The organism is Thermostilla marina, from assembly GCF_054657455.1.
In genome coordinates this window covers 338,101-362,581 of record NZ_BAAHYR010000001.1, presented here as the reverse complement: position 1 = coordinate 362,581, position 24,481 = coordinate 338,101, and the positions used below count along the sequence as shown (strand labels likewise).

The 24,481-nt window shown below is 62.9% G+C and carries 12 protein-coding genes; 5 read left to right on the top strand and 7 right to left on the bottom strand.

Going from position 1 to position 24,481, the window contains the following annotated elements:
- Nucleotides 1-235: 235 nt before the first annotated feature.
- Complete coding sequence (locus tag ACYQ2I_RS01255) at nucleotides 236-1,186, bottom strand: alpha/beta hydrolase (protein ID WP_460165168.1); 951 nt, start codon at nucleotides 1,184-1,186, stop codon at nucleotides 236-238.
- A gap of 140 nt (nucleotides 1,187-1,326) precedes the next feature.
- On the opposite strand from ACYQ2I_RS01255, the gene ACYQ2I_RS01250 reads away from it, so the two are divergent.
- Entirely contained in the window at nucleotides 1,327-4,164 is a 2,838-nt protein-coding gene (locus ACYQ2I_RS01250) for a DUF6259 domain-containing protein (RefSeq protein ID WP_460165167.1), read from the top strand.
- A gap of 27 nt (nucleotides 4,165-4,191) precedes the next feature.
- Here ACYQ2I_RS01250 and ACYQ2I_RS01245 read toward each other — a convergent pair whose 3' ends face one another.
- Nucleotides 4,192-7,791: a mechanosensitive ion channel domain-containing protein gene (locus ACYQ2I_RS01245; RefSeq protein ID WP_460165166.1), complete on the bottom strand. Its 3,600-nt coding sequence runs from the start codon at nucleotides 7,789-7,791 to the stop codon at nucleotides 4,192-4,194.
- 170 nt (nucleotides 7,792-7,961) lie between these two features.
- Entirely contained in the window at nucleotides 7,962-9,887 is a 1,926-nt protein-coding gene (locus ACYQ2I_RS01240) for an ABC-F family ATP-binding cassette domain-containing protein (protein WP_460165165.1), read from the bottom strand.
- Nucleotides 9,888-10,952: 1,065 nt separating this feature from the next.
- Here ACYQ2I_RS01240 and ACYQ2I_RS01235 point away from each other — a divergent pair.
- On the top strand, nucleotides 10,953-11,819 hold the full coding sequence (locus ACYQ2I_RS01235; protein WP_460165164.1) for a carbohydrate porin: 867 nt from the start codon (nucleotides 10,953-10,955) through the stop codon (nucleotides 11,817-11,819).
- Between the two features lie 144 nt (nucleotides 11,820-11,963).
- On the opposite strand, the gene ACYQ2I_RS01230 is transcribed toward ACYQ2I_RS01235, so the two are convergent.
- From ACYQ2I_RS01230 to ACYQ2I_RS01215, 4 genes are all read right to left on the bottom strand, one after another.
- Complete coding sequence (locus ACYQ2I_RS01230; protein WP_460165163.1) at nucleotides 11,964-13,775, bottom strand: DUF5060 domain-containing protein; 1,812 nt, start codon at nucleotides 13,773-13,775, stop codon at nucleotides 11,964-11,966.
- Nucleotides 13,776-14,003: 228 nt separating this feature from the next.
- Entirely contained in the window at nucleotides 14,004-16,046 is a 2,043-nt protein-coding gene (tkt, locus tag ACYQ2I_RS01225) for a transketolase (protein ID WP_460168390.1), read from the bottom strand.
- A gap of 346 nt (nucleotides 16,047-16,392) precedes the next feature.
- Nucleotides 16,393-16,725, bottom strand: coding sequence for a divalent-cation tolerance protein CutA (gene cutA / locus ACYQ2I_RS01220; protein ID WP_460165162.1), 333 nt, complete (start codon nucleotides 16,723-16,725; stop codon nucleotides 16,393-16,395).
- A gap of 67 nt (nucleotides 16,726-16,792) precedes the next feature.
- Nucleotides 16,793-20,131, bottom strand: a complete 3,339-nt coding sequence (locus ACYQ2I_RS01215; protein ID WP_460165161.1) for a tetratricopeptide repeat protein — start codon at nucleotides 20,129-20,131, stop codon at nucleotides 16,793-16,795.
- A 356-nt stretch (nucleotides 20,132-20,487) separates the two neighbouring features.
- Here ACYQ2I_RS01215 and ACYQ2I_RS01210 point away from each other — a divergent pair, with 356 nt between their 5' ends.
- The 3 genes from ACYQ2I_RS01210 to ACYQ2I_RS01200 all read left to right on the top strand — a co-directional run bounded on the left by ACYQ2I_RS01210 (nucleotide 20,488) and on the right by ACYQ2I_RS01200 (nucleotide 23,991).
- A complete protein-coding gene (locus tag ACYQ2I_RS01210) occupies nucleotides 20,488-20,721 on the top strand; it encodes a hypothetical protein (protein WP_460165160.1) in 234 nt (77 codons plus the stop codon).
- Between the two features lie 455 nt (nucleotides 20,722-21,176).
- On the top strand, nucleotides 21,177-22,844 hold the full coding sequence (locus tag ACYQ2I_RS01205; protein ID WP_460165159.1) for a S1 RNA-binding domain-containing protein: 1,668 nt from the start codon (nucleotides 21,177-21,179) through the stop codon (nucleotides 22,842-22,844).
- Between the two features lie 118 nt (nucleotides 22,845-22,962).
- The gene (locus ACYQ2I_RS01200; protein WP_460165158.1) at nucleotides 22,963-23,991 is read left to right on the top strand and encodes a DUF6807 domain-containing protein; all 1,029 of its coding nucleotides are present in this window, start codon (nucleotides 22,963-22,965) and stop codon (nucleotides 23,989-23,991) included.
- Nucleotides 23,992-24,481 lie beyond the last annotated feature (490 nt).

Below are 24,481 nucleotides of genomic sequence, written 5' to 3'. Positions count from 1 at the left end.
GATGGAATGACGATCGGCTCGGGCGCATGCCGACAATCGCCGGAAGACCGTCCGGCGAAACGATTTTGCGCCGGGCATTATATCGTAGACGCGCGCAACGAACCTAGACCGATTGTTTGCAAAACCGGGCGATATAGAAAAAACAGGCAAACGGCAGCCTCGCTGCGATGCCGTTTACCTGTCGGGTTTCCATTCGGAGGCGTCGAGGCGGCATGCGCGCCGGGCGCACACCGACTCATTCGGCGGTCTCGTATTCGGCGACGAAGGCCTTCACCCGCGGCTCGCCTTCGAGGAATCCGAGCGAGGCCAGGAATCGGTCGGCCGCTTCCACCGTCGCGATGAAGTAACGATTGTCGGCCTTGCCGAAGTTGAAGAAGCCGTGTGCTTGACCTTCCCAGGTCATCAATTCGCAGCGGTTGCCGGCTTTGACCATCGCATCATGGAATTGCTGCGCGCCGGGCAGGAAGGGGTCTGCGGTTCCGAAGAACATGATGCTCGGCGGCAATCCCTTGCGGATGTGCGTATCGGCGCGAATCTCCGCGGGAAAGCGTTCTTCGGTCACGGCGTGTGCCTTATCGGTCCCCAGGTAGGCCGGATTGAACAGGACCAGCGCGTTCGGGACGGCCGAAACGTCTTGCGGATCTTGCGGGTCGTTGCATCCGGGAACGACGCCGCAGCAGCAGGCCAGGTTCCCGCCCGCCGAACCGCCCGAAGCCGCGATTCGTTGCGGATCGACACCCAACTTCTCGGCATGCGTGCGAATCCAGCGGATGGCCGACTTGCCGTCGGAAATCGAGTCGGCCGGCAACGTGTTGTGACGCGATTTGACGCGGTAGTCGACGGTGACCGCCACCATGCCGCGTTCGGCGAAGTAACGGCAATGCGGTGCGAACTGCTCCGGTGAGCCGCCGTTGTAACCGCCCCCGAAAAAGAACACGATCGCCGGTCGCTTGTCGCCGGGCTTGAGATCGGCGGGCCGGTACACGTACAGCCGCAAGGCAACGTCGCCGACCGTCTTGTACACGAAGCTTTGGTCGTAACCTTCCGGCTCGGGCGCCCGCCGGTCGACCGCCGCATCGGCGGATTTCGCCTTTTGCCGTGCTTTTTGCGCCGCGGCAGGCACGGCGGCAACGGCAAGCAACAGCATCGCCGCGAGAACAACGATCGTCGGGGGGAATCGACGCATGGTGAACCTCCACGCTTGCGAAACGGATGCACACGAAATGACAATGGACTCGTCGCAGCAACCCCCGAAACCGCGATTCTCTGTATCGTACACAAAAACGAACGGCGCGGGGCAAACATTTTTTCGTGGAGATCGATGCGATGCACATCATCCACCAACGGGCAGCTGAACGCCTCTTTGCCTCCGCAGGGCTCGTCGGCATGCTGGTGGGAGCGCTTCTTGCCGCCGGAACGGCACATGCCGCAGGACCGTGGTGCACGATCGACGATGAAACGATCCGCCTGGGCCACGATCGCTGGTCGATCGTCTTCGATGCGGCCACCGGCGCGGTGAACGAAATTCGAGAGCGCGACGCCGAAGCGCCGCTTCTGGCGGGAGAGCCCGACCTGTGGACGATCACCCGCCGCGACGGGTCGGTCGTTCGCGCGTCGGACTGTCGCGTGCAAGCGACATGGTACGAGACCGAGAACGTCTTGCTGCTCGACTTCACGCACGAGGCGGCCGACGTGCGGATCCGCTGTCGGAACCTGCCGCAAGGGCCGCTCTTCTCGGCGGTCGTGTCGATGAAAGAAGGTACGGCTTTGGCGTGGAACTTTCCGGCCGGACTCGAATTCGATGTGCCGGCCGTCGAAGAGTTCATCTTTCCCGACAACATCGGGCTTGCGTTCACGCGCCGCTTCTTCGAGCCGGGCGGGGCGGGCGTCGAGCGGCATCCCTTGCACGGCGAAGGATACCGCCGGGTCGCCGACCGGCGCTGCGAGATCCGGCCCGAAACCGATCCGCCTCGAAGACTCGTCCCGGGAAAAGACGCGGCACTTCTGCCCGCATGGTTCCGAAACGAGATCGCCTCAAAAACATACGAAGTGACCGCCGATCGGCCTACGACCGCGCCGGGAACGGCGTTTTCGCTGCTGGAGACGGAAAACGGTCCCTGGCTGGAAGCCGATCGATTGGGCGGACGCGGCTTGTTCGTCCGCTACGCCGGAAGAATGGTCGCCCAAGACGCCGCACTCGTGCGGCTTCAAGCGGCCGGTGTCGTCGCCGTCCTCGAGGCCGCCTCTCGCGGTACCTTCGACAAAAAGGACACCGCGCGGCAGGAAGACGGTTCACCCCTTCTTTTGCGCACGGAGCCGGCACAAGTCGCGGTACTGGTCGGCCGCGAGTCGGGACGCCCGGGGATTCGCCGCAGCCCGTTGCCGGGCGTGCTGGCGGGATGGCTTTCGCGGCTCCCGTGGGTGCGCGAAGCCGGAATCGACCTCGTGACATTGCGTAGTGCCGAGGATCTGCGCAAGGCGCTTCGCAGCGCACGGCCTCCGGCGGCGATCGTCAACACGCAAGCCGAGTGCTTTCCTGCCGAGTCACCCGCACAAGCCGAAGCGATGCTCGACGCCGTTCGCGGCTACGTACAGCGGGGCGGCATTTGGTTCGAGGCGGGCGGAGGATATCCCTTCTATTACGCGATCGTGCCCGCCCGCGACATGACGTTCGCTTCGGCGAACCGGCATTTCTGCGACTTCGCGGCGCTCGATACGAAACACGGAATGTGGTCGCTCTTCGGTGTTCAGTCGCCCGAGTCGATCTATCGCGCACCGACGGTCGAGATCGCCGCCTTCGACCGCGAGGAACGCCGCTTGGGGCGCGTCGCGCACGCATTTCGCATTTACATCCCCGAGGGCGAATCGGCCGAGGTGCCGAGCGTGCAGATGACCGTCGGCCTTCCCTACCGCAAGGCGCTTTCGCGTTACGCCGAAGCGAACGCCTACACGCGAACGCTGCAAGACAAGGTTTCACCGCAATTGCTCGCGCAGTTGCAACGCAGCATCTTGCTGAAGGTGACCACCGGCAGTCTGCGGCGATCGGCGGAACTGAGCGGCACGCTGCCGGGGCCGGTCATCTTCCATGTCGCCGAATACCTGCACGGCGGATTCGATCGTCAGTATCCCGACCATCTGCCGCCGAACCCGAAGGTCGGCACGGCCGACGACCTGCGTTTGCTGATCGAAACCGTCCGCCGCAACGGACACTTGTTCATGCCGTACACGAACCCCACGTGGTGGTGTGTCAATCCCAAGGGACCGACGTTCGAACGCTACGGCGACGTGGTCTTGGCCCGCGACCTCGATGGAAACATCTACCCCGAGCGCTACGGCGAGGCGTATACCCAAGGGTACGCGATTTGTCATTGGCACCCGATCGTGCGTGAGGTGAACGCGCGGATCCGCCGACAATTCACCGAGGAGTTTCCCGTCGATATTCTGTTCCAGGACCAAATCGGTGCGCGGCGAAGCATTTGGGATACGAACCCCGCAGCCCCCGATCCGGCGGCGTACCTCGAAGGACTGCATCGCATCGCGAAGACCGATTCGGCGTTCGTTCCGTTGGGCACCGAAGACGGTCATGATCGACTGATCAACTACGAGTTGCTCTTTTGCGGGCTGAGTTGGCCCTGGTTGCCGAACCGTCCCGACGGCCGAATGGTGCTGTACGAAGACGTGTGGCCGCGCGAATCGTGGCGACTGGAACCGCTGGCGATCTACCTCGCGCACGACAAGGCGCTGTTCTTCCATCACGACCTGGGCGGCTTCACCCGCGATCCGCGGGACGTGTCGATCAGCCTGGTTTTCGGGTACGGGCTGAGCTGGTGGCTGCACTCGGCAAACCCCTCGGAACGCGACCGGGCCTGGTTGGAAGTACTGTGCCGCGTGCAACAAGCGATCGGTCCCGAGTTGGTCGGGCGCCGGTTGGATCACTTCGAATACCTCGCCCCCGACGTGTTGCGCAGCGTGTGGGGCGACTTGGAAATCATCGCCGATCTTTCGGCGGAACCGCGACCCGTCGACGCCGAGACGACGATCGCCCCCGACGGTTTTTGGGCACACTCCCCCCGCGTCGAAGTCGGGTACCTCGTCCGCGATCGGGGGAAGGATCTCGCCTCGCCCGGCGAATGGGTCGTGCGGGTGCGCGACGAAGCCCGCTGACGAACAACGCAACACCCGTGTTGCCGATCACGGATTCGGCTTGCGGTCCTCTTGCCGGCTGATCCGGAGCAGCTCGACGACTTCTTTCGGCAGCGAGCGAACGTGCAAGTCTTGTTGCGGAAAGGCGATCTCGATGCCTTCCTCGTGGAAGCGGCGATGGATTTCGCTGTGCAACTGGTGCGTCGTGCTCAGCCGGTTGTCGAGATTCGGCAGGTAGCAGCGGACGGTAAAGTTCAACGTGCTGTCGCCGAAGCTGTCGAACGTGATGATCGGCGCCGGGTCGTCGAGCACGTTCGGATTCGACCGCACGATCTCGTGCAATAGCTCGGTCACGCGATCGGTATCACTACCGTAGGCGACGCCGACGTTGAACGTCAGGCGGTTGAGCGCGTCGGAGAGCGTCCAGTTCAGCACGTCGCTGGTAATGAACGATTTGTTCGGGACGATGAGTTCCCGGCGCTCCCAGTTGAGAATGGTCGTCGCGCGGATGTGGATTTTCGAGACGATGCCGGTTTCGCCGTTGACGGTCACGACGTCGCCCACGCGAATCGGTCGCTCGAACAGGATGATCAAGCCCGAAACGAAATTGGCGAAGATTTCCTGCAACCCGAAGCCCAAGCCCACACCGACGGCGGCGACCAGCCATTGCACCTGCGACCAGCCGATGCCCAGTTGCGCAAACGCCAGGATGCCGCCGATCGTAACGACGGCGTAATTGGCGACCATGGCGATTGCGTAACGCACGCCGGGATCGAGCCGCACGCCGCGGGGAATGACGATTTCGACGACACCGGACATGTTTCGGGCGGCGATCCAGGTCACGATCCCAATGATGATCGCCAGGCCCAAGTCGGCCAGGGTGACCGCCACGGCCTGCGTGACCGGCACGCTGATCGGTTCGCCGCCGCCGCCCATCACCGTCTGCGTGACGGTTGTCGTCACCTGCCACAACTTGATCTGATAAAGGATGCCGAGCGCCGGGAAGGCCTCGCTCCAAATCCACCACAACCCGAGGCAGCCCAACACGATCAACAAGCTGTGGACCAAGCGTTGGGTCTGTTCGCCGATGAGTGCCAGATCGAGTTCGGGCAGCGGTTTGAGAATGAACTGATCCAACAACGAGCCGTCGCCGCTGTCGGTTTCTTTTTCCTTCTCTTTTTCCATCTCTTCCCGCTTTTGCTGGGCACGTGTGATGGCCAACGTGCGGCGTCGCAGGAGAACCCAACGCGAAAACAGGGCCCCCAACACGCCCAAGGCGATCGGCAAGAACAGCGTATAGCGAAACTGAACGGAAAGCTGAGCCGCGGTATACAGGTAGCCGGCGGCAGCCAACGTCATGAAAGCGATCGGTCCGGCGATCACCAAGAAGTAGATCGTGTGCCGAAATCGCACCAGCGAAGCCCCGGGCGTCTCGGCCCGCAAGGCGCGCATGAACCGACCGTTCGGGTAGAAAATGCGATGCGCCGCATACGCGAAGAAGACGAAGTAGATCAAGAACAAGAATCGGCCGGCTGCACCGATCCAGCGCTCGTCACCGTATTGCTCGATCCAGTAATACAAGTAGATCGTCACGGCGCCCGCCGGAATAAACCACCGCAACTGCCGTCGGGCAACCACGATCGCCGTCTGCGGCCATTGAAAATGGGCTTCTCCCAGCCCGTTCACGCGGACCAACCCCAAGATCAGACTATACAATGCCACGAAACGCGCGACTTGCAGCAGCGCCGTTCCCACCGACGTGGCGGCCGACGTGGCATCGGCGGCCTCGAGAAGTCTCCAGCCGACAAACGCACAGACCGCGGGAACGAACAGGGCCTCGACCACCGTCCACAAGAGGGCTTCGAGCGTGTAACGGTATTTGCGGCAGGTCGACGCTTTCGCCAAATCACCCAGCTTGGAAAGTCGCGCGCGAATGCGCGGCAAGAATACGCCCCAGGCCAAGAAGACGACCGCCGCCAAGGCCCAAAGCGGCAAGTAGCCGACGATCTCGGATCGCAACGCGGCCGACAAATCGCCCACGAACTTCGGCGACACGGCGTGCGCCGCGACACCCAGGGTCAGCCGCGCGGCCGCCAGCAATTCATTCGGCGTCAACGGCGGGGCACTGCGGATCCAAAATACGTGTTCGTCGATGAAGTCGTTGTATTCTTCGACCAACCGCAACATTTCGCGCCGCGTGTTGTCCAGCTCGACCAGCTTTTCCAGGTAATCGTTGTACGCGCGAAGCTGGCGGTCGTAGAGCTCGTTTCGTTCGCGGAGCAACTCGGTCACCGTCCGTTCCAATTCGAGTTGCTCGGAATAAGAAAGATCTTCGGGCAACCGCGCCAGCCACTGGTCGACCTCTTGATCCCACGGCGGAAGCTGCACGTGGCGGTCGTTCAGATCCAAAATCGTCCATTGCAGCTCGCGGATCTGTTCCTGGCGTTTTCGCGTATCGGCTTCCAGCCGGCGGGTGTCGGGAAGCGACGCCTTTTGCGTACGCAGAAGGAGCCCCAACGACCGATTCATCCCCACCGTTTGCAGCCGCTCTTGCATCTTCTCGAAGCTGCGGCGAATGTCTTCCAGCTTGGCCGAGGCCGCGGCGAACTCGTCGTCGGCGATTTGCAGTTTGTTCGTCACTTCGGCAATGTCGGCGGCCAACTTGCTGGTCGTTTCGGCCAAGGGACGTAGCTGTTCGGGAATTTCGTCCAACCGTTCCTGGGCCAATTGCGCGGCCTGTTCGGCGACTTGTTGGGTACGCCGCGCGACGTAGCGGCGCCAACGTTCGACCAACTGTCCGGCCACGATCAGACGTTGTTCCGCCACGCGCCGCTGCAAGGGAAAGAGGCTTTCGGCCGAGGCCCGGTAGTACTCCAGTTCGGCCGTGCACGCTTCTTCTTCCAGGAACGCCGCCGCCCATTGGGCCTGCAACACGACGACCTGCGCACGCGTGACGACGGGATCGTCTCCGGGCGTGAACGCCTTCATACGGGCTTCGATCTCTTGGCGACGCTGTCGGGCGGCTTCGGCCCGTTTGGGCAGGTCGCCGCGGGCGGACATCCGGCGGGCCGCTTCGGCCTCGAGCGCGTCGCGGAGTTTTCTGGCCTCGTCCAGCGCCTTTTGCTTCTCGTCGAGCTGCCGCTCCAACTCCTCGATTGAGTCGGCTGCACCCGGCTCCTCCTCGAGCGCCTCGGTCAACGAGGCCAACTCCTGTTTGGCGGCTTCTTCGTCTTGCGGGATCGATGCCGTCAGCGCGCGATACCGCTCGGCATCGCTGCGGAATTTGTCGGCCAGTTCCAATTGCCCGAGGGCTTGGCGGTACAGCGTTTCGACCTGTGACCTGCGGGCAGGATCGCTCTCCAGCGTCGCCAGCACGGATTCCATTTCGCGCTGAATCGCGTCGCGCGAAATCGTCGCGTCGGGCGAAGCTGCGACGGCATTGGCCGGCGTTGTGCCCGGTTCCGGTTCGGCGTTCGTCGGAGGCGCGATCGGTGCCAGCGGAATCTCGGTCGATTGCCCGAAAACGCCGGACGACAGGCAACACACCACCGCAGTCAGCACAAGTCGCAAAACGACGTTGCGGCCGAACCGGCACTCCGTGCCGTTTCCGCTGCGTTGTGTACCGCGTCGAATCGAAGAGGTCGCCATCTGATTCACCTTTGCTGCGCTCGCGCGATGCGTGATCTCGCAAACGATCGAATGCCAAGCGATTGTCCGAAGTGGGATTTCTCCCAATTCGCGCATCTTGCCGAAAAGAAGGGACGCTGTCGAGAGGAAATAGAAAAGACAAGCAATCGGGTCGTCCTTGCCGCCGCCGATCAGTTCAGTTCGATCGCTTCTTCCCAATGGGCGTAAAGCTGTTCGAGTTCCTTTTGGCACTGATCCAATTGCGCCGTGAGAGTGCGCACGCGGTTACCGTCTTTTTGCGTTTCGGGTAAGGCCAATTCGGCGTGCAGCGACTCGATTTCGGCTTCTTTGGCTTGAATATCGTGTTCGAGGTCTTCGACCTTGCGGTACGGAAAACGTCGTTTCCGTTTGGGCGGCGACTCTTTCTTGCGGCGCGACGGCTTGGAGGCTTCGGTCGTCTTCGACTCGGGGGCGGCAGGCGGTGCGGCGACCGCCTCTTGTTCACGCAGGTTGCGGTACGTGGTGAAGTTTCCGTACACGATCCGCACGCGCGGCGAACCTTCGGCGCCCGGCTCGAAGACGATCAGATGATCGGCCACCTGGTCGATGAAGTACCGGTCGTGGCTGACGAACAGGATCGTACCGTCGAATTCGCGGAGGGCCTTTTCCAACGCGTCCCGTGCCCACAAATCGAGGTGGTTCGTCGGTTCGTCGAGCACGAGAAAGTTCGCGCCGGCGGCCGCCAGGCGGGCCAGGGCCACGCGGCATCGTTCGCCGCCGCTGAGGCTTTTCACCGGTTGCAGCGCCCGGTCGCCGACCAATCCGAACCGCGCCAGCAGATCGCGGCGTTTTTCCTCGATCATGTCTTCCGAGATGATGTGCCCCGGCAAGACCGCATCGCAGGCGCGACGGGATTCCTCCAACGTGATCAAGTGCTGGTCGAAATAGCCCACACTCACGTTGTGGCCGCGGACGACCGTTCCCCTGTCGGGAGATTCGTCTCCCAGCAGGCATCGCAAGAACGTCGTCTTGCCGCAACCGTTGGGGCCGAGAATGCCCCAGCGTTCGCCGCGCGCCAGGTCGAAGGTGACGTCGGTGAACAGCGGCTTGTCGTACGCTTTCGTCAGTCCTTCGACCCGGAGAACGACGTCGCCCGATCGTTCGGCGGGCGGAAAGGCCATCGGCGGCGGCACGATTTCGCGGGGCGGCGGAACAAGCTCGATCCGCGCCAGCTTCTTCCGTCGATCTTCGGCTTGGGCCGCCTTTTGGCCGTAATGATGACGGCGGATGAACTCCTCGGCCTTGGCGATTTCTTCCTGCTGCTTTTCGTAGGTTCGCCGCTCGACCAGAAGCCGTTCTTCTTTTTGCTTTGTGTACACCGTGAAGTTGCCGCGGTACGCGTCGATCGTGCCGCGGAACAGCTCGAACGTGCGGTTCGTCACGCGATCGAGAAAGTACCGATCGTGGCTGACGATCAACATCGCCGCCCGATGATTCGCCAAGAACTCCTCGAGCCAGGCGGTGGCATCGACGTCGAGATGGTTCGACGGTTCGTCGAGCAACATCAAGTCGGGGTCGGAAAGCAACAGCTTCGCCAAGATCAGCCGGTTTTGCTCGCCGCCGCTGAGCGTGCGCACCTGCGCGTCGAACATCGCCGCAGGAAAGCCCAACCCCTCCAACACGCGCTCGACCTTGTGATCGAGGTGATAGGCATCGTGAAGCTGAAGTTCGTGATGAAGGCGATCGAGCCGTTCGCTCAGCCGGGCCTGCTCCTTCGGATCGCGACAGGCGGCCAGCGCCGCGGCCGTCTCCTCGGCCTCGTGCTGCATCTCGATGAAGCGGGCAAGGGCCGACCGGGCCTCGTCGCGGACGGTTCGGTTCGCCGCGAAGGTGGGATGCTGTTCCAGGTAGCCGATGCGGATATCACCGCCCCATTCGAGGGTTCCGGCATCGGCCTCGAGCATGCCGGCGACGATCTTCAACAACGTCGTCTTGCCCGTCCCGTTCGGACCGACCAGACCGATGCGGTCGCCGGCGTACACGTCGAACGATGCCCCGTCGAGGATCGGCTCGACGGCGTAGCGTTTCTTCAGTTCGACGGCACGCAGGATCAACATGGCACTCGCACGAAAGACCGATTGGGCGATTCGAAGGGCATTCACCGAAGGGAAGCCTTCGACAGAAAAACCTCGTAGTCGGAAGCCTCCCCCCGAAGGCGCGGCGAACTTTTCATGATACTCGGGTTGTCCGCGGGTGAAAACGCCGAGGGGGCAGTGGCGGGATGCGTCCGTCCGGCACTTTCGGCGCCGCCTGCACAATCAACATAAGCCGGTTTCGGCAAAGAGTTTCGCGGTGCGATTCAACCGGCAGGACAAAAAGGTTTTTCGGGATCGATTCTTTGCGCGCGAAGTCGGCGGAAAGTGCTTCGCGACGGTCGAGTTTCGTGTGTGCGGGGCGATTCGCCGGGCGAAAGAAAAGAAATGAGAGCCCGCGTGTCGTCACCGCGTGCCCCCCTTACAGGGTGGGGAATCGCGCGCAGTCTCGGAATGCCGAGGAGGAACTGATGCGAAAACTGACCTGTATCGTTTGTGGCGTGGTGGTCTTGCTGTGGGGCAGGCCGACCGCCCTCGTCGCGGCTGCCGAACCTGCACCGTTGCCCGAGACGGTCGCTTCCCAATCGCGTCCTCTCTTCCCCGACTTGGAACAATCGCGTCGCGAGTTGGCAGCGGCGATGGCGGCTGCGGATGCTGTTCGACCGACCGCCATGGTGTTCGGCGAAAGCGAGCCCGACGCCTGCGGACCGTGTGCCCCCGCCTGCGAAGCACCGGCATGTGACGAACCTGCGTGCGCCGTGCCCGAAGACCCGGCCTGCGGATGCGAAACCGACGAACCGCCGGGATTGTTCGGTTACCGCCTCCACGGCAACGATTGGCTCTCGGCCGAGTACGTCTACACGGGCGAGGTATTCACCAATATGCGGGGCGGAATGGACACGAACGACGCCACCCGCTACTTCGGTGTGTTCGATCTGGCGTTGACGGCCGACTTGAGTCGGTTCGGCTGTCTGCCGGGCGGTACGTTCTTCCTGTTGGCCGAGGATTTTCACGGCCGCGGCATCACCGAAGACTTCGTCGGCGACTACCAGACACTCAGCAACATCGACACCGGGCGAAACAATATGCATGGTGAGCGAGTACTGGTGGGAGCGCTCGTTGTGGGACGATTTCCTCACCGTTCGATTGGGGAAGCAGGACGCGAACGCCGAGTTCGCCGTGGTCGACGTGGGCGGCGATTTCATCAACAGCTCGTTCGGCCTTCCGACGAACATTCCGATGCCGACCTATCCCGATCCATCACTCGGCTTGATCGCCTTTTTCAACATCACCGATCAATTGTCGTTCAAGTTCGGCCTGTTCGACGGTGCGGCCGACGGGCGAACCTGGGGCGTTTCGAACACCGGCACGTTGTTCTCGATCTTCGAGTTCAAGCGAACCTGGGAGTTGTGCGGCGGTCTGCCCGGCGATGCCCACGTGGGTTTGTGGTATCACAACGGCGAATTCGAGCCGCCCTTGGCACCGTCCGGTGGGAATCCGGTCTTCCAGTTCCTGCAAAGCTGGAGCCGTCCGAGTCCCTTCCGAACATTGGCCCCCGGCGCACACGAGGGAACACACGGCGTGTACATGGGCTTCGAGCAACAAATCTACCGTGAGCCCTGGGAGACGGAAGACGTGCAGGGACTGGCGGCCTTCTTCCAGTACAGTTGGGCGGCGGAAGACGTGAACGAAGTGCCCAACTACATCGGGGCCGGAGTCGTGTACAAGGGCCTGTTCGAAGGACGCGACGAAGACACGCTCGGCTTCGGCGCTGCCTACGCCGAGTTCGCCGACGGCACGACCACCCGCTCGGCCGAAACCGCGTTGGAACTGTTCTACAAGGCCCGCATCGGATCGTACATCGCCGTGCAACCCGACCTGCAATACATCATCGCCCCCAGCGGTGAATATGACGATGCCTTCGTGGCCGGACTGCGGTTCGAACTCGTCTTGTGACGACGCGACGCAGGCGGTCGAGAAACGTACCTGCCGAAAGAAAGCGCATCGCCCGACAAGCCTCCTTCGGACGATGCGCTTCGTTCGTTTCGGCCCGCACGATACCGATCCGTCAGGGCGAACACGGCTCGCGCTCGAAGCCGCTCAATGTTCGCGCCGCAGCAGGACGACCCAATCGGCCTTCGGATCGCGGGGCGGCATCCCCAACGCCCGCGGACCGGGCCCTGTGACCGCCGGAACGCTGCCTTGCTGCAACCCGCCGCCTTCGCGCGGATTGAACCAGGCGACGGTATACCGGCCGTCGGCCAGGCGAATCTCGATCTCGCCGCTGCCCGGCGGCATGTAGACGACGTACACCTTGCCGGGCGACGCGAAACAGTAGGCGTCGGCATCGCCGATCAGCTCGTCGGCGGGGAGCATCTCGTGGAAGGGAACGTACTCTTGGAAGAAGTCGACGGCCAACCGCGTTTGCTTCCACATGTTCGCCCGACTGCGCCAGTCTTCGCAGTTCAAGTCGTTGTGGGCGTACTTGTAGCCGAAGTACCACTCGCACCCGCCGCCTCCGCCGCACAGGTTCGCCCACAGCACGCGGCTGCGGACGAAGTCGTGCGTGGGGTCGTCGGCATCGGGCTTGACCCCCGTATCGGCCGGACCGATCTCGTCCAGATCAACCACCCATCGATGGCCGGCCTTGGTCGATTCGAGAACCCACTTCTTCGTTTCCTCGTGCGTTCGTTCCGGCGGCAATTGCAACGACACCCCGTGCAGATAGGGGAAGCCCAACAGCGGTCGATAGACCTCCTCCTGCTTGTTCGGGAAGGTGTGTACCACAACCGGATGATCCCACGGATCGAGCGACACGATGTATTCGGCGAATTCTTTTCGCTGGGCGTCGGTGTTCGTGTTCTCCTCGCCGAGGTTCCACATGAGCGCCGGATGATGCGCAAAACGGGCGATCAATTCGCGAAGATACAGCTTGCGCAGCTCGCCCAATGCCCCGCCGTCGAGAAGCTGGTCGTTCTCGGTCTCTTGGAGGATCACGTGCAACTGAATGCCCTTGGCGGTCATGTGCGAGAAGACGATCTCCCACTGGTCGAGCTTCGAGACGTCGAAGCGGTCGCGGGTGTCGGGATCGACCCACGGCCACACGTCGTTCCCGTCGCCGGCGACGTTCATCGTCAGAAAGTACACGCTGTTCACGCCCGCAGAAGCCAGATAGTTCAATCCGCCGATGATGCCTTTGCCCTTGCCGCCTTGCCAGGTCGGATCACCGGGCTGCCAGTCGGCGACGTGCGGTTGATAGCGATGGGGCCTGGTCGAACGGGCTTCGCCTTCGCGTCGTTTGCGTGCGACGGCGACTTCGGAAGGCTGGCCGTCGAACTCGTAGTACGCGAGGAAGTTCTCCGGGCTGTCGGCACCGCACTTGAGAAAGTACGTGCCCGTCTCGGCGAACTTGAGGTAACGCTCGCCCACGTATTGCAACATGCCGGTCGCACGAAAGTCGGGGGCCTGCTTGTCGCTGGGGCCGATGCGGAAGGAACCTTCCAGCCCGTCGGGCGAAATCGCCTTGCCCGCGTGGGGATCGTCGCTGATCGCCACGTTCGTACCCGCCCGAAAACGAACATGGTACGTCCATTCCCCTTCGGCGTCGGGCGTGAATCGAGCTTGCCAGCAGTTACCCTCGGTCGCACTCGTTTCGGCGGCGTTGCCGTCGGCGGCAAAAAAGCCGGGAACGACGATCTCGCGGTCGCCGTGCGTGAAGAGGACCTCCATCCGGTAATCGCGGAACGGGTTCGGATCTCCCGTTTCCGACGCCTGGGGCCCTTCGACCGACAGCGTCACGCAGTGCCACTTCTTCAATTCGCCCGACAGCTTCGCTTCGGTCGCCCAAACGGGCGAGTAAAGCAAGCACCAGGCCGCAGCCACTCCGGCAAGCAACAGCCGACGCACGCGCATGATCGTTCTCCTCGACGGGAGTTGTGAAGCACAAAGCGGGAAGAATTCGGTTCCGATTGGGGGAGAATATCGCCTGCCCCCGCGCATAACCGGTATAACCCGGCCCTTAGAGGGTGGCCTTTCATTTGTGCGTTGTCAAGAAAGGCCACCCGATTTTCCCGGAACGGGTCTACGCAAGGGCATCAAGCGCCGATCGAGCCGAGGTCTCGCCTCGGGGCGACGGCACGATCACTTGCCGAGCAAGCGTTCGGCCTCGGCGGCGATGCGTTCGGCCGTGATGCCGAAATGGGCGAACAATTCGGCGGCCGGGGCCGAGGCTCCGAAGCCCTGCATGCCGACAAACGCGCCATGCTCGCCGATGTACTTGTGCCAACCTTGGTCGATCCCCGCTTCGACGGCCACGCGGGGAACCTCCGGCGGAAGCACCGACGCTTTATAGGCGGCATCCTGTGCGTCGAACAATTCCCAGCTGGGCATACTGACGACTCGCGCCGCAATCCCTTTGCCGGCAAGCTGCTCTTGGGCGGCCAGGCAGGCGGCGACCTCGCTTCCGGTGCCGATGAGCACGACCGCCGGGTTGCCGTCGGGGGCGTCTTTCAGCACGTAGGCACCCTTGGCCAACTCCGAAGCCGGGGCGAGTTCTCCGCGATCGACCGTGGGTAACGCCTGACGCGTGAGCACCAGGGCGGTCGGCGTTCGGGTCGAGCGAATCGCGACACGATAGGCCTCGGCGACCTCGTTGGCATCGGCAGGTCGGATGACCGTCAGGTTCGGAATCGCCCGCAACGCCGCCAGATGTTCGACCGGCTGATGCGTGGGACCGTCTTCCCCGACGCCGATCGAATCGTGCGTGAAGATGTAGACGACCGGCAATTCCATCAGGGCCGCCAGTCGCATCGGCGGACGCATGTAGTCGCTGAAGACAAAGAACGTGCCGGTGTACGCCTTCAAGCCGCACAAGGCCATCCCGTTGGCGATCGAGCCCATCACGTGTTCGCGGATGCCGAAGTGCAGGTTGCGTCCGGCGCGGTTTTCGGCCGAGAAGTGCCCGGCCTCTTCGAACTTCAGCTCGGTGTTGTTCGAAGGCGCCAAATCGGCCGAACCGCCCACCAGCCACGGCAGGTTCTTGGCGATCGCATTGAGTACCTTGCCCGAAGACGCGCGGGTCGCCATCCCCTTGGCATCGGCGGGAAATTCGGGGATCTCGGCGTCCCAACCTTCCGGCAGACCGCCTTGCGCGATCGCGTCCAGTTCGGCGGCTTCCTGCGGATACTGTTTCGCGTATTCTTCCCGCAGCGATCGCCACTCGGCGAAGAGCGCTTCACCGCGAGCGACGACGCCTTCTCGGAAGTGGGCGACGACTTCCTCCGGCACGCGGAACTTCTCGTCGGCAGGCCAGCCGTAGGCTTCTTTCGTCAGCCGAATTTCGTCCTCGCCCAACGGTGCACCGTGCGCGCCGTGCGTGTTCTGTTTATTCGGCGCGCCCCAGGCGATGACGCTGTGAACGATCACCAACGTGGGCCGGTCGGCCGAGCGGGACGATTCGATCGCCGCGTTCAAAGCGGGCAGGTCGTTCACGTCGTCCACTTCGAGCACGTTCCACCCGCAGGCCTCGAAGCGTTTGCGGACATCCTCGCTGAAGGCCAGGTTCGTGTCGCCTTCGATGGTGATCTTGTTGTCGTCGTAGATCCAGCACAGGTTGTCGAGCTTGAGATGCCCGACCAGCGAGGCCGCTTCGGCGCTGACGCCTTCCATCAGGTCGCCGTCGCTGCACAGCACGAACACGCGATAATCGAACAGGTCGAAGCCGGGACGATTGTACCGAGCGGCCAGCCACTTGCCGGCGATCGCCATGCCCACGCTGGTCGCCACGCCTTGGCCCAACGGCCCGGTGGTCATCTCGACGCCGCTGGTGTGGCGATACTCGGGATGCCCGGGGCACCGGCTTTCCAACTGCCGGAACAGCTTGATGTGTTCCAACGGAACGGCCGGTTCATCGGTCGGATTGCCTTGCGCATCGAGCTGCTTCACCTGGGCCAAATGCAGGATCGAATAGAGCAACATCGAGGCGTGGCCGCACGAAAGAATGAAGCGGTCGCGATTCGGCCAGGCGGGTTGCGTCGGCGCGTAGCGCATCTGCTTTTGGAACAGGCTGTAGGCGACCGGAGCGAGGGCCATCGGCGTGCCCGGATGCCCGCTGTTGGCCGCCTGGACGGCATCCATCGACAGCGTGCGAATCGTGTCGACGGCCAGACGTTCGATGTCGGTCATGTTCAGTGCCACGGTTGTCTCTCCTGCATGCTTTGGAACGGGTGTGTCTTGCGAACGGCGACGGTTTTCGTCAACTCATCGACTGCCTAGCAGTTCCGTCGATCTTTCGGCCCCCGTGTTCCCTCCCGAGACGGTCGCCGTATGTCGGGATCGAAAGACGGTTTCGGCGCAGCGCTACGGCGGAGGCGATCCTTGACGGCCGCGCGAATCGCAAACGGCCGATCGAACGCAGCCGTACCACGAAGTCCCTCCGCGGTGCATCCTCCCGGAACCGAAGGCGGCGGCTGCGCATACCCCTTGCGCACGATAACGGAATCGTTCAATGTAGCGCGGGCGGCCGAGCCCGTCAATCGTCCCTAGGAGCTTGGGTATGCTGGGAAATCCAGGAAAGATAATCCGGGAGACCCGCCGCAATGTCCAAGAGAATCACCTCGGGAACCTCGTAAGCATGGTGTTCCCGCACGAATGCCTCCAGCGCCGGGTAAAGGGCCTTTTGCGTCTTGATCAGCAGCAGCCACTCGGTCGCGTGCGCGACCTTTCCCTTCCAGGGATAAATGCTGCGGATCGGCCCGGTGATTTGGATGCACGCGGCCAGGCCCGCATCGACCAGGCCGTCGGCCAGTGCCTGCGCCTTCGATGCGTCGTCGATGGTCGTCATGACCAGGGCGTAATCGCTCATTGTCGTGGTCTGCGGTGAAATTGGTGTCAAAGGTCGCCGCGGGTAACGGTTCCCGCCGGGCGTCGCATCACTTCAACGGATCGGGCAATCCCGGTAGGTTTTCGATCGGCAGGCGTTGGCGTCCCGCGCGCGGTTTCTCTTGCGCGTCGGGTTCCTTCGGTGCCCCCTCGGCCGGTTGTGCCGGTTCGACTTGTTCGCCGTCGCCTTGCGGCTGCACCGCCGGGGCGGCCGGTGCCGGTCGCGGATTCACCGGTCCCTGTGGTGCCGGGCGCATCTCGGGCGGTTGTTCCGGGACCGCCTGCTCTTTTTGCGGCGGAACACCGGAATCGAGCAGCATCAGGCTCGCCCAAAAGAACGGATGGTCCGTCTTGATCGGCGGGTCTTTCGGATCCGCCCGCACCCGAGGCTCGGCCTGCGGATCGACCGGCAAATCGGCCGCCACCAACACCGAGCGTTGGAAGGCCTCGGACGGGGTCATGTCGGGCTGCTGCTTCAAGAACTCGGCGATCTGTTCGACGGTCGTCCGGCCGCCGTTTCGCCAGCGGCTGAGAACGATCGACTGCGTGCCGCCGGCCATCAAGGCACAGGTCGAAAGAAACATGTCGCGGCCCGGCGGCAGCGAGGCGGGTAGACGCCGCAAGCCGCTCTCGGCCGGCGTGTGATAGCCGGGCAAGATCATCATCGCCGGACGTCCCCAAGGCAATTCGAGCCAGTGATCCAGCGTGTTCCCGTTGGGCGTGCGCGAAAACGGGGCCGGAATCCACCCGTACACGCCCTGATCGAGGTTTTGTAGGTCGTCCCACACGATCAGGCGGTTGAACAACGAGGCCAAGACGGGCGAAGGTACCGTCCGCGGCTCCTGGGTGACGGCCACCGTCTGCGGTGAGGCGGCCGCCAGTTTCTCGAAAGCGAATTGGGGCGCCTCGGCCTCTTCACGCGGATGGAGCTTGCCCAGGATGACGCCCGTCGTTCCCGTCGTCGGCAGCGGGCGACCGAAATTGACCGCCGACGACACGGTCGGTGCATAGCGAATTTGATGCAGGGCGATCCACGGAAGGGCGTCGTCTTCCGCTGTCGTGGGGAGCGCCTCGAACGGCAGGTACCACAACAACCCGTCGGGAACGATCACCAGCTCGGGGAACTCGTCCGCCGGATCCAGCGGCGAGTCGCGCAGCAACACCTGCGCCGCCCGCTTGGCAGCCGCCTTCCAGTCGCTCTTTTGAAGGTCCTCGACGTTCATTTCGCGGTTCGCGTCGATCAAGCCCATGGCGGTTTCCAAGGCGGCGATTTCGCGGGCGAAGTAGGCCGTCGTGGGCACACGCCAGGTTGCATACCGCGTACGGTTCATCAGCACGCCGTACATGTCGTTGCCGACCTGATAGAAAGCCAGCACCGCCGTTCCTTCAGGAATGCGGGCTTGAATTTCTTTGGTCGGAACGACCAGCGGAAACAGACTCGCGACGGCATTCCGCTCGATCGACATTTGCCGGATGATCAGCTCTTGTTGCGCACCGACGGTCGCCAATTGCCCGAGCACCGCGAGCAGTCGTTTGGCTTCGGTCTCGGACTGCGGGACGGGCGACACGCCCGCCAACGAAGCACGCAACGCCTTCGCCTGATCGGCCAGTTTGGCGTAGTCGGGATAGCGCGTCAGCAGCAGTTGCCGTTGCTGTTGGGCGGTCGGCGGCAAGGTGGCCGGATCGCTTTCCAACAGCCGTCGCAGGGAGAAAAGTCGGCCGCCCAAGGGCAGCGTGGTCAAGAACCGATGTTGTCGGCCGTAATCGGAAATCTCGATCGCCTCTTCGAACGACTTGCGTTCCAACGCGATCAGGAACCATTGCTCGTAAGCCCCAAGGTGCGGTGTGACGGCGATCGACAACGCCTCGAGCGGATCGAGGTCCCAGTCGACGCCGTTGGGCGTGCGCAACAGTCGGGCGTACAAGTCCGTCGCCGCGCGCGGTGTGATCGGACCGCGCAGGTTGATCTGCCCGCTCGCGTACGCGCTTTGCAACTGCTTCAGATGATACAGCCACAAGCCGCCGTGGCTCATGTAACCCAGCGCGGCTTGCAGTGCCGATTCACCATCGGTGTAGCGCCCCGTCCGATATGCGAGGACCGCCGAAAGATATTGATGCCGCGCGCCCAGGCGGCTGTTCCAGGCCGTCCGGCGGGCCAGTGCGCTTTGGGCCTGACTCAAGAATCGCGAGGCGGAATTCACGTCGCCGTTTTGCAAGGCGTTGTCGGCCGCCGCCAACGACAACGAGGCGTACATCGTCGTGTAACGCTGGCGTTTGGCCCAGTCGAGCGCCGGTCCCAAAGCCGGATACGTCTTGCCGGGATTCGCCAGCATGTACGCCGTCGCCGCACGTTGAAGGGCTTCTTCCGTAAGCCCCGGATCGGGATAGACGACGCTGTCGATGCTGGCCTCTTGGTAGAAGACGATCGCCGACTTGTAATCGCCGCGCTCCATCGCCAAGTTGCCCAAGGCGAGCAAGGCTTGCCCCGACAGCGGATGTTCGAACCGACCCGCGGCCAACGTCCCTCGCGTGAGCGTCGAAACGGCCTCCGAGTCCTTTCCTGCACCCAGCAACGCCATGCCGAGGTGAACGTCCATCCAACATTGCGACCAGTGGTTGGGCAATCCCGGTCGACTCGAATAATACGTGAGCAACTGTTTCGTGACTTCGTCGTGAGGGGCCAGCGGACCGAGCAGTTCGTTTCGCCGTCGAATCGCCAACACCGAACACCGCATGACCTCGTCGACGTCGACCACCAACGTGTGCGGATTCGTCACGACCCCGCCGCCTTGGCGGATGATCTGTTCTCTGCTGATGATCGACTGGCCGATGTTGATGCCCATTCGATCGGGAAACTCGCCGAACACGCTCGCTCGTGTGCGGTTCGCCCACGGAAAACGCCGATTCGTCGATCCCAGCGACAACGGTTGGATTTGAGGCGGATACTGGACGTGCAGCACCCAGTCGCGATAAGCAAGCATGAGTTGGGCGGCGGCCGTGTACGAAGCAAGCGCCTGATCGAACCGCCCCATCCGGTAATAGCATTCGCCGATCATCGTGTAGTAACAGATCGAATCGATCCACCGGCTCGATCCGACCCGCATCGCCCCGCGAAGCTGCTGCTCGAATACGTCGAGGGCGTCTTCGTATTCGCCGTCATAAAACAGGGAAAACGCGGCAAAATAGGCGGTCGAGGGAAGGTCTCGCCCGACAAGCTGGGCACAGGCCCATCGAGGACCAATCGCCCAAAGCAGGAGAACGGTCGCGATGCCGATTCCCCATCGGGTCAGGCGAGCCGTCGCCGGCGTCGCACGCTTGCCGCGGGGTACATCGGTCGATTCGGCGTTCGATGGACGAGACCGGGCCGATGCAGCGGGATGGTCGAACATGATCCTCTCCTCTGGTCGCCAAAGGGGCGGCATTCCCGTTTCTCAATTATGACCGACCGATCGGCTCGAGCGAAAACGATCCGCCGCCAAGGACAACACGAAAAGCCGGGAATCCCGGCCTCGCGACGGCTGATCGCCGCACTACCCCCGACCGGCGGGTGCCATGCCTCTCGATACTACGATCTTACGGCTTGTCGGAGGAAGAATCCAACTGGAGTTAAAGTCGTCCGCCACGGGCAGACGATAACGAATCCGACGGTTCTAACGATTGTGACGGTTTCCTGTGTTTCTCGCCGAGCGAGACCCGGCTACCGGTTTCGATACAGACAACCCCACGACACGACGGGAGGTGGCGAATGCAACGCGCCAAACGGTGGACCCGAATCCTGCGCTGGATGCCGGCCGTCATCGGGCTGGTCGCCTTGAGCGGCATGACCGGTTGCCAGGTAGACGTCGGCGGTCAAACACTGCCGAGTCCCTACTACATGACCGACGACGTCCAGTACTTCCCCAGCGGTCCGGAATTCTTGCTGTCGCGTGAAGCGGCCGCCCAGCAGGCCGCCCGCGCCGAACAGGCCGCACAGCCCTGACCGGCCACGACGACGCACGAGGTATTCGGCGAAGCGATCAGCGTGAATCGTGCGCACGTGACGAGCCGCCGGACCACGAACGAAACCCAACCAGAAGCGGCTGCGATTCGACGGGAAGGAGCCCGCGATCGTTGTCGCTTTTTTCTTTCTTGGGCACCGCATCCCGAGACCGATCACCCGAACGGCTGCCGGGTGGAAGGTCGTACCGAATACCGCGCGGCGAGGGCGTGACCCCTGTTCGAGGGAAACGCGCTCGTTCTTTTCGCCGTCGGCTCGGCCGTTCTCTTAGGGAGATTTCGACTTTCCGTCGCTTCCGGCAGTTCCTTCGGCCGGGTAGAATAAGGGGCTGTTTCCGTCGAAGCGCTCTTCGCTCTTGTGTGCACGGCGGAAAATGGTGGGCCGAGCGCGGTCCCGAGTAGTCGATTTGTTCGTTTATTGGCCGAAATCACTGGATCATGTCGAACGACCAACCCACTCCCGAATCGTCCCGTCCCGAAGATTCCCTTGCCGAATCGCAGGCGCCCGCTCAACCCGAGTCGCCGTCGAACGAGGACTCGAACGCGGCATCGCCGTCCACCGATTCGCAACCGCGTAAGCGGCGCATCTTGATCGGTTCGCAGCGCGATCCGGCGGCGTATCGTCCGCGCCCGGGCAAACCGATCACCCCCGGCGCGAAACCGAGCGTCACCGAAGACGACGCAGCCGCGCCGGCCCCGCAAGAGAAGCAAGAGGATGCCGAAAAGCCGGTTTTCAGCCCCGAAGAATTGGAAGAAGACGAGCGCACCCGCGAGGTCGATGCCGCAGTGTCGCGGCTGAGCGAAGAAGTCGACGCGCTGGAGGAGCGGATCGAGCGCGAGACGGCATCGCTTGCAGCGCTGTCGCCGCGTCGCGGACTGCCTGCCGATCTCGAGGCCGAGTTCGAAGCCGCCTTGGAAGGTGCCGAACTCGACGCCTTGGTCGACGCCTCGGTTTCGCAAACGAAAGTCGGCCGACTGGAGCCGGAATCGCGGCACGTAGGAAAGGTCCTGGCCGTTCACGCCGAAGACGTCTTCATCGAGCTCGGTTTGCGCGAGCAGGGCGTCGTACCGGCCAAGATGTTTTCCGAGCCGCCTCAAGTCGGCGATTCGGTCGAGGTCCGCGTCGTGCGATTTCGTCCCGACGAAGGGTTGTACGAGCTGTCGCTGCCGGCTGCGGCCGCCGACGTGGGTGATTGGGGCGATCTGGAAGAAGGGATGCTCGTCGAGGCCAAGGTGACCGGGACGAACTCGGGCGGGTTGGAGTGCGAAGTCAACCATATCCGTGGGTTCATTCCCATCAGCCAAATCGACCTGTACCGCGTCGAAAAGACGGACGAATACGTCGGCCAGTCGTTCACGTGCCTGGTCGTCGAGTGCAATCCGCAGCGGAAAAACCTCGTTCTCAGCCGTCGCGCCGTCTTGGAACGTGAAAAAGAACAGGCCGAAAAGCTGCTTTGGGACTCCCTCGCCCCCGGGCAGGTCCGCGAGGGCGTGGTCCGCCGGTTGACCGACTTCGGGGCGTTTGTCGACATCGGCGGCGTCGACGGGCTGTTGCACGTCAGCCAGATGGGTTGGGGCCGGATCAAGCACCCCAGCGAGGTCGTTCAAGAGGGGCAAACGATCCGGGTCCGCGTCGATAAAGTCGATCGCGACGCCCGGCGGATCAGCCTTTCCTACCGCGACATGGCTCAAGACCCCTGGCTCGATGTCGAACGCAAGTATCCGATCAACTCGGCCGTCCGCGGCAAGGTCGTCAAGATCATGGAATTCGGCGCGTTCGTCGAGTTGGAACCCGGCGTCGAAGGCCTGGTGCACATCTCGGAATTGGCGAACAAGCGGGTGTGGCGGGTCAGTGACGTGGTTTCCGAAGGGGATGAGGTCGACGTGGCCGTCCTGTCGATCGACAAAGAGCAACGTCGCATCAGCCTGTCGATGAAGAGTCTGCTGACGGCCAAAGAAGCGCCGCAACAAGACGAGGCGGCGGAAGAAGAACCGCCCGCCCCGGAACCGGCCCAAAAGGTCAAACGCAAGCCGCAAGGCCCGCTCAAGGGCGGCCTGGGACGCTCCGCAGGTTCCGCCGGAGAACGCTTCGGCCTGAAGTGGTAACCGATTTGCAACAGCCCTGTTGCCCGACCATACTACAGCCGACCCGAACGGCCGAAAACGCCGTGCGAGTCGGCTTTTTTCGTGCCTTCACCGCGGGCGACATGAAAGGAGACTCGCAATGCAAAGGTGCGCTTGCAACCGAAAACCTGTCTGGTCGACCCCCGTTCGTCTCGCATTGATTTGGGGGATTTGGGCGTGCTGGGGAACGGCCGTCCCCGTCGCGGCACAACCGGCCGACGACGAACTTCCCGACGCAAAGCCCGTGCCCGACGTGCAGGTCGTCCCATTGCCCTACGATCAGGCGTCGTTCCAATATCGCGGCGTCGAATTGGTTCGGTTCCATTTCGGCGCGTCATTGAAGCGCCCGTTCTTGTTCCCGGTTCGCGGATCGGCGGGACGGTCGCTGACGCGGATGGGGCATCCGCACGATCCGGTATCGCACAGTCATCACAACTCGGTGTGGATGTCGCATCAGAACGTCGAGGGTGTGAATTTTTGGGAAGATCCCGGCCCGCAGCGGATCGCTTGTCAAAAGATCGTCAGGTTCGACGACGGCGACCGGCGTGCGGCCGTCACCGCCGAAATCCGGTGGCTCGACCCCGAAGAAAAACCGCTGGTCGACGAGGTCCGCACGATCAGCCTGTGGGTCGATCCCGAAACGCCGATCGCCGAAGCGACGGGGATTCCGCGGGCATACTTGGTGACGATCGAATCGCGGTTCCAGCCCGCGGGTAAGCCGTCGGTGATGTTTGAAACGACGCCCTTCGGGCTGATCGGCGTCCGAATGGCGAAGACGATCGGCGTGAACGACGGGGGCGGACGCATCCTCAACAGCGAGGGGGCACGGAACGAAAAAGCCGTGTTTCGAAAGCCTGCCCGCTGGGTCGATTATTCGGGCTGCATCACCGCTTCGAAAACCGCCGGAATCGCATTGTTCGATCACCCGGCCAATCCGGGGTTTCCCTCCCCTTTCCACGTGCGCAACGACGGTTGGATGGGAATTTGCCTGACACTCGACGGGCCGCGCGAGGCGACGTCGACCGAACCGTTGACCGTCGTTTACGGTCTGTGGGTGCACGACGGCGTTCCCAAGCGGACGGCGATCGACCAGGCGTGGCGCGATTTCGTCGACCGAATCGCGCGATGATGTCGGTTTTGTCGACGGTCTCGTTTGCAACGGCCTCGTTTGCAACGGCGCAGGGAAAGAAACGGACGGCAACTTCACGAGAAAGCGCTCCGTCGGCTTCCAAAACGGGAAAATACGGGAAAATGTCGGCGAAACGTCCTTGTTTTTTCCGAGGAAGACAGGTAGAGTACAGCAAGCGTTGCACGAGGCGAGCTACCAAAATTGGGTAACGCAGCCCGATCGGCCGTCTCGACGACGCGAACTTTGGTCAGAACCGGCATGGCCGGTGAGACTGCGGACGTCTGTTGTGTGTTATTCGAGCCACTCTTCGATCCGTCGCCGAGATCCTTCGGTTTGGGAACGAGAGCAGCCCGTCGCCGCAGAGTGAGTCCGAGGAGCGGCGAGCTGCTGGAGTTCGCCGAAGGTTTTTTTGTGGATGCGACGGAGGTTCTGTCTCTCGGGAACCCGGGCTTTGCGCCCGCCGGCGACTCTCTTTCGTCGCGAAAGTTTT

What these genes read in the sequence shown, in the direction of transcription:
- ACYQ2I_RS01255 (WP_460165168.1), bottom strand. Translation starts at nt 1,186, where the DNA reads ATGCGTCGATTCCCCCCGACGATCGTTGTTCTCGCGGCGATGCTGTTG.
- ACYQ2I_RS01250 (WP_460165167.1), top strand. Translation starts at nt 1,327, where the DNA reads ATGCACATCATCCACCAACGGGCAGCTGAACGCCTCTTTGCCTCCGCA.
- ACYQ2I_RS01245 (WP_460165166.1), bottom strand. Translation starts at nt 7,791, where the DNA reads ATGGCGACCTCTTCGATTCGACGCGGTACACAACGCAGCGGAAACGGC.
- ACYQ2I_RS01240 (WP_460165165.1), bottom strand. Translation starts at nt 9,887, where the DNA reads ATGTTGATCCTGCGTGCCGTCGAACTGAAGAAACGCTACGCCGTCGAG.
- ACYQ2I_RS01235 (WP_460165164.1), top strand. Translation starts at nt 10,953, where the DNA reads ATGGTGAGCGAGTACTGGTGGGAGCGCTCGTTGTGGGACGATTTCCTC.
- ACYQ2I_RS01230 (WP_460165163.1), bottom strand. Translation starts at nt 13,775, where the DNA reads ATGCGCGTGCGTCGGCTGTTGCTTGCCGGAGTGGCTGCGGCCTGGTGC.
- tkt (WP_460168390.1), bottom strand. Translation starts at nt 16,046, where the DNA reads ATGACCGACATCGAACGTCTGGCCGTCGACACGATTCGCACGCTGTCG.
- cutA (WP_460165162.1), bottom strand. Translation starts at nt 16,725, where the DNA reads ATGAGCGATTACGCCCTGGTCATGACGACCATCGACGACGCATCGAAG.
- ACYQ2I_RS01215 (WP_460165161.1), bottom strand. Translation starts at nt 20,131, where the DNA reads ATGTTCGACCATCCCGCTGCATCGGCCCGGTCTCGTCCATCGAACGCC.
- ACYQ2I_RS01210 (WP_460165160.1), top strand. Translation starts at nt 20,488, where the DNA reads ATGCAACGCGCCAAACGGTGGACCCGAATCCTGCGCTGGATGCCGGCC.
- ACYQ2I_RS01205 (WP_460165159.1), top strand. Translation starts at nt 21,177, where the DNA reads ATGTCGAACGACCAACCCACTCCCGAATCGTCCCGTCCCGAAGATTCC.
- ACYQ2I_RS01200 (WP_460165158.1), top strand. Translation starts at nt 22,963, where the DNA reads ATGCAAAGGTGCGCTTGCAACCGAAAACCTGTCTGGTCGACCCCCGTT.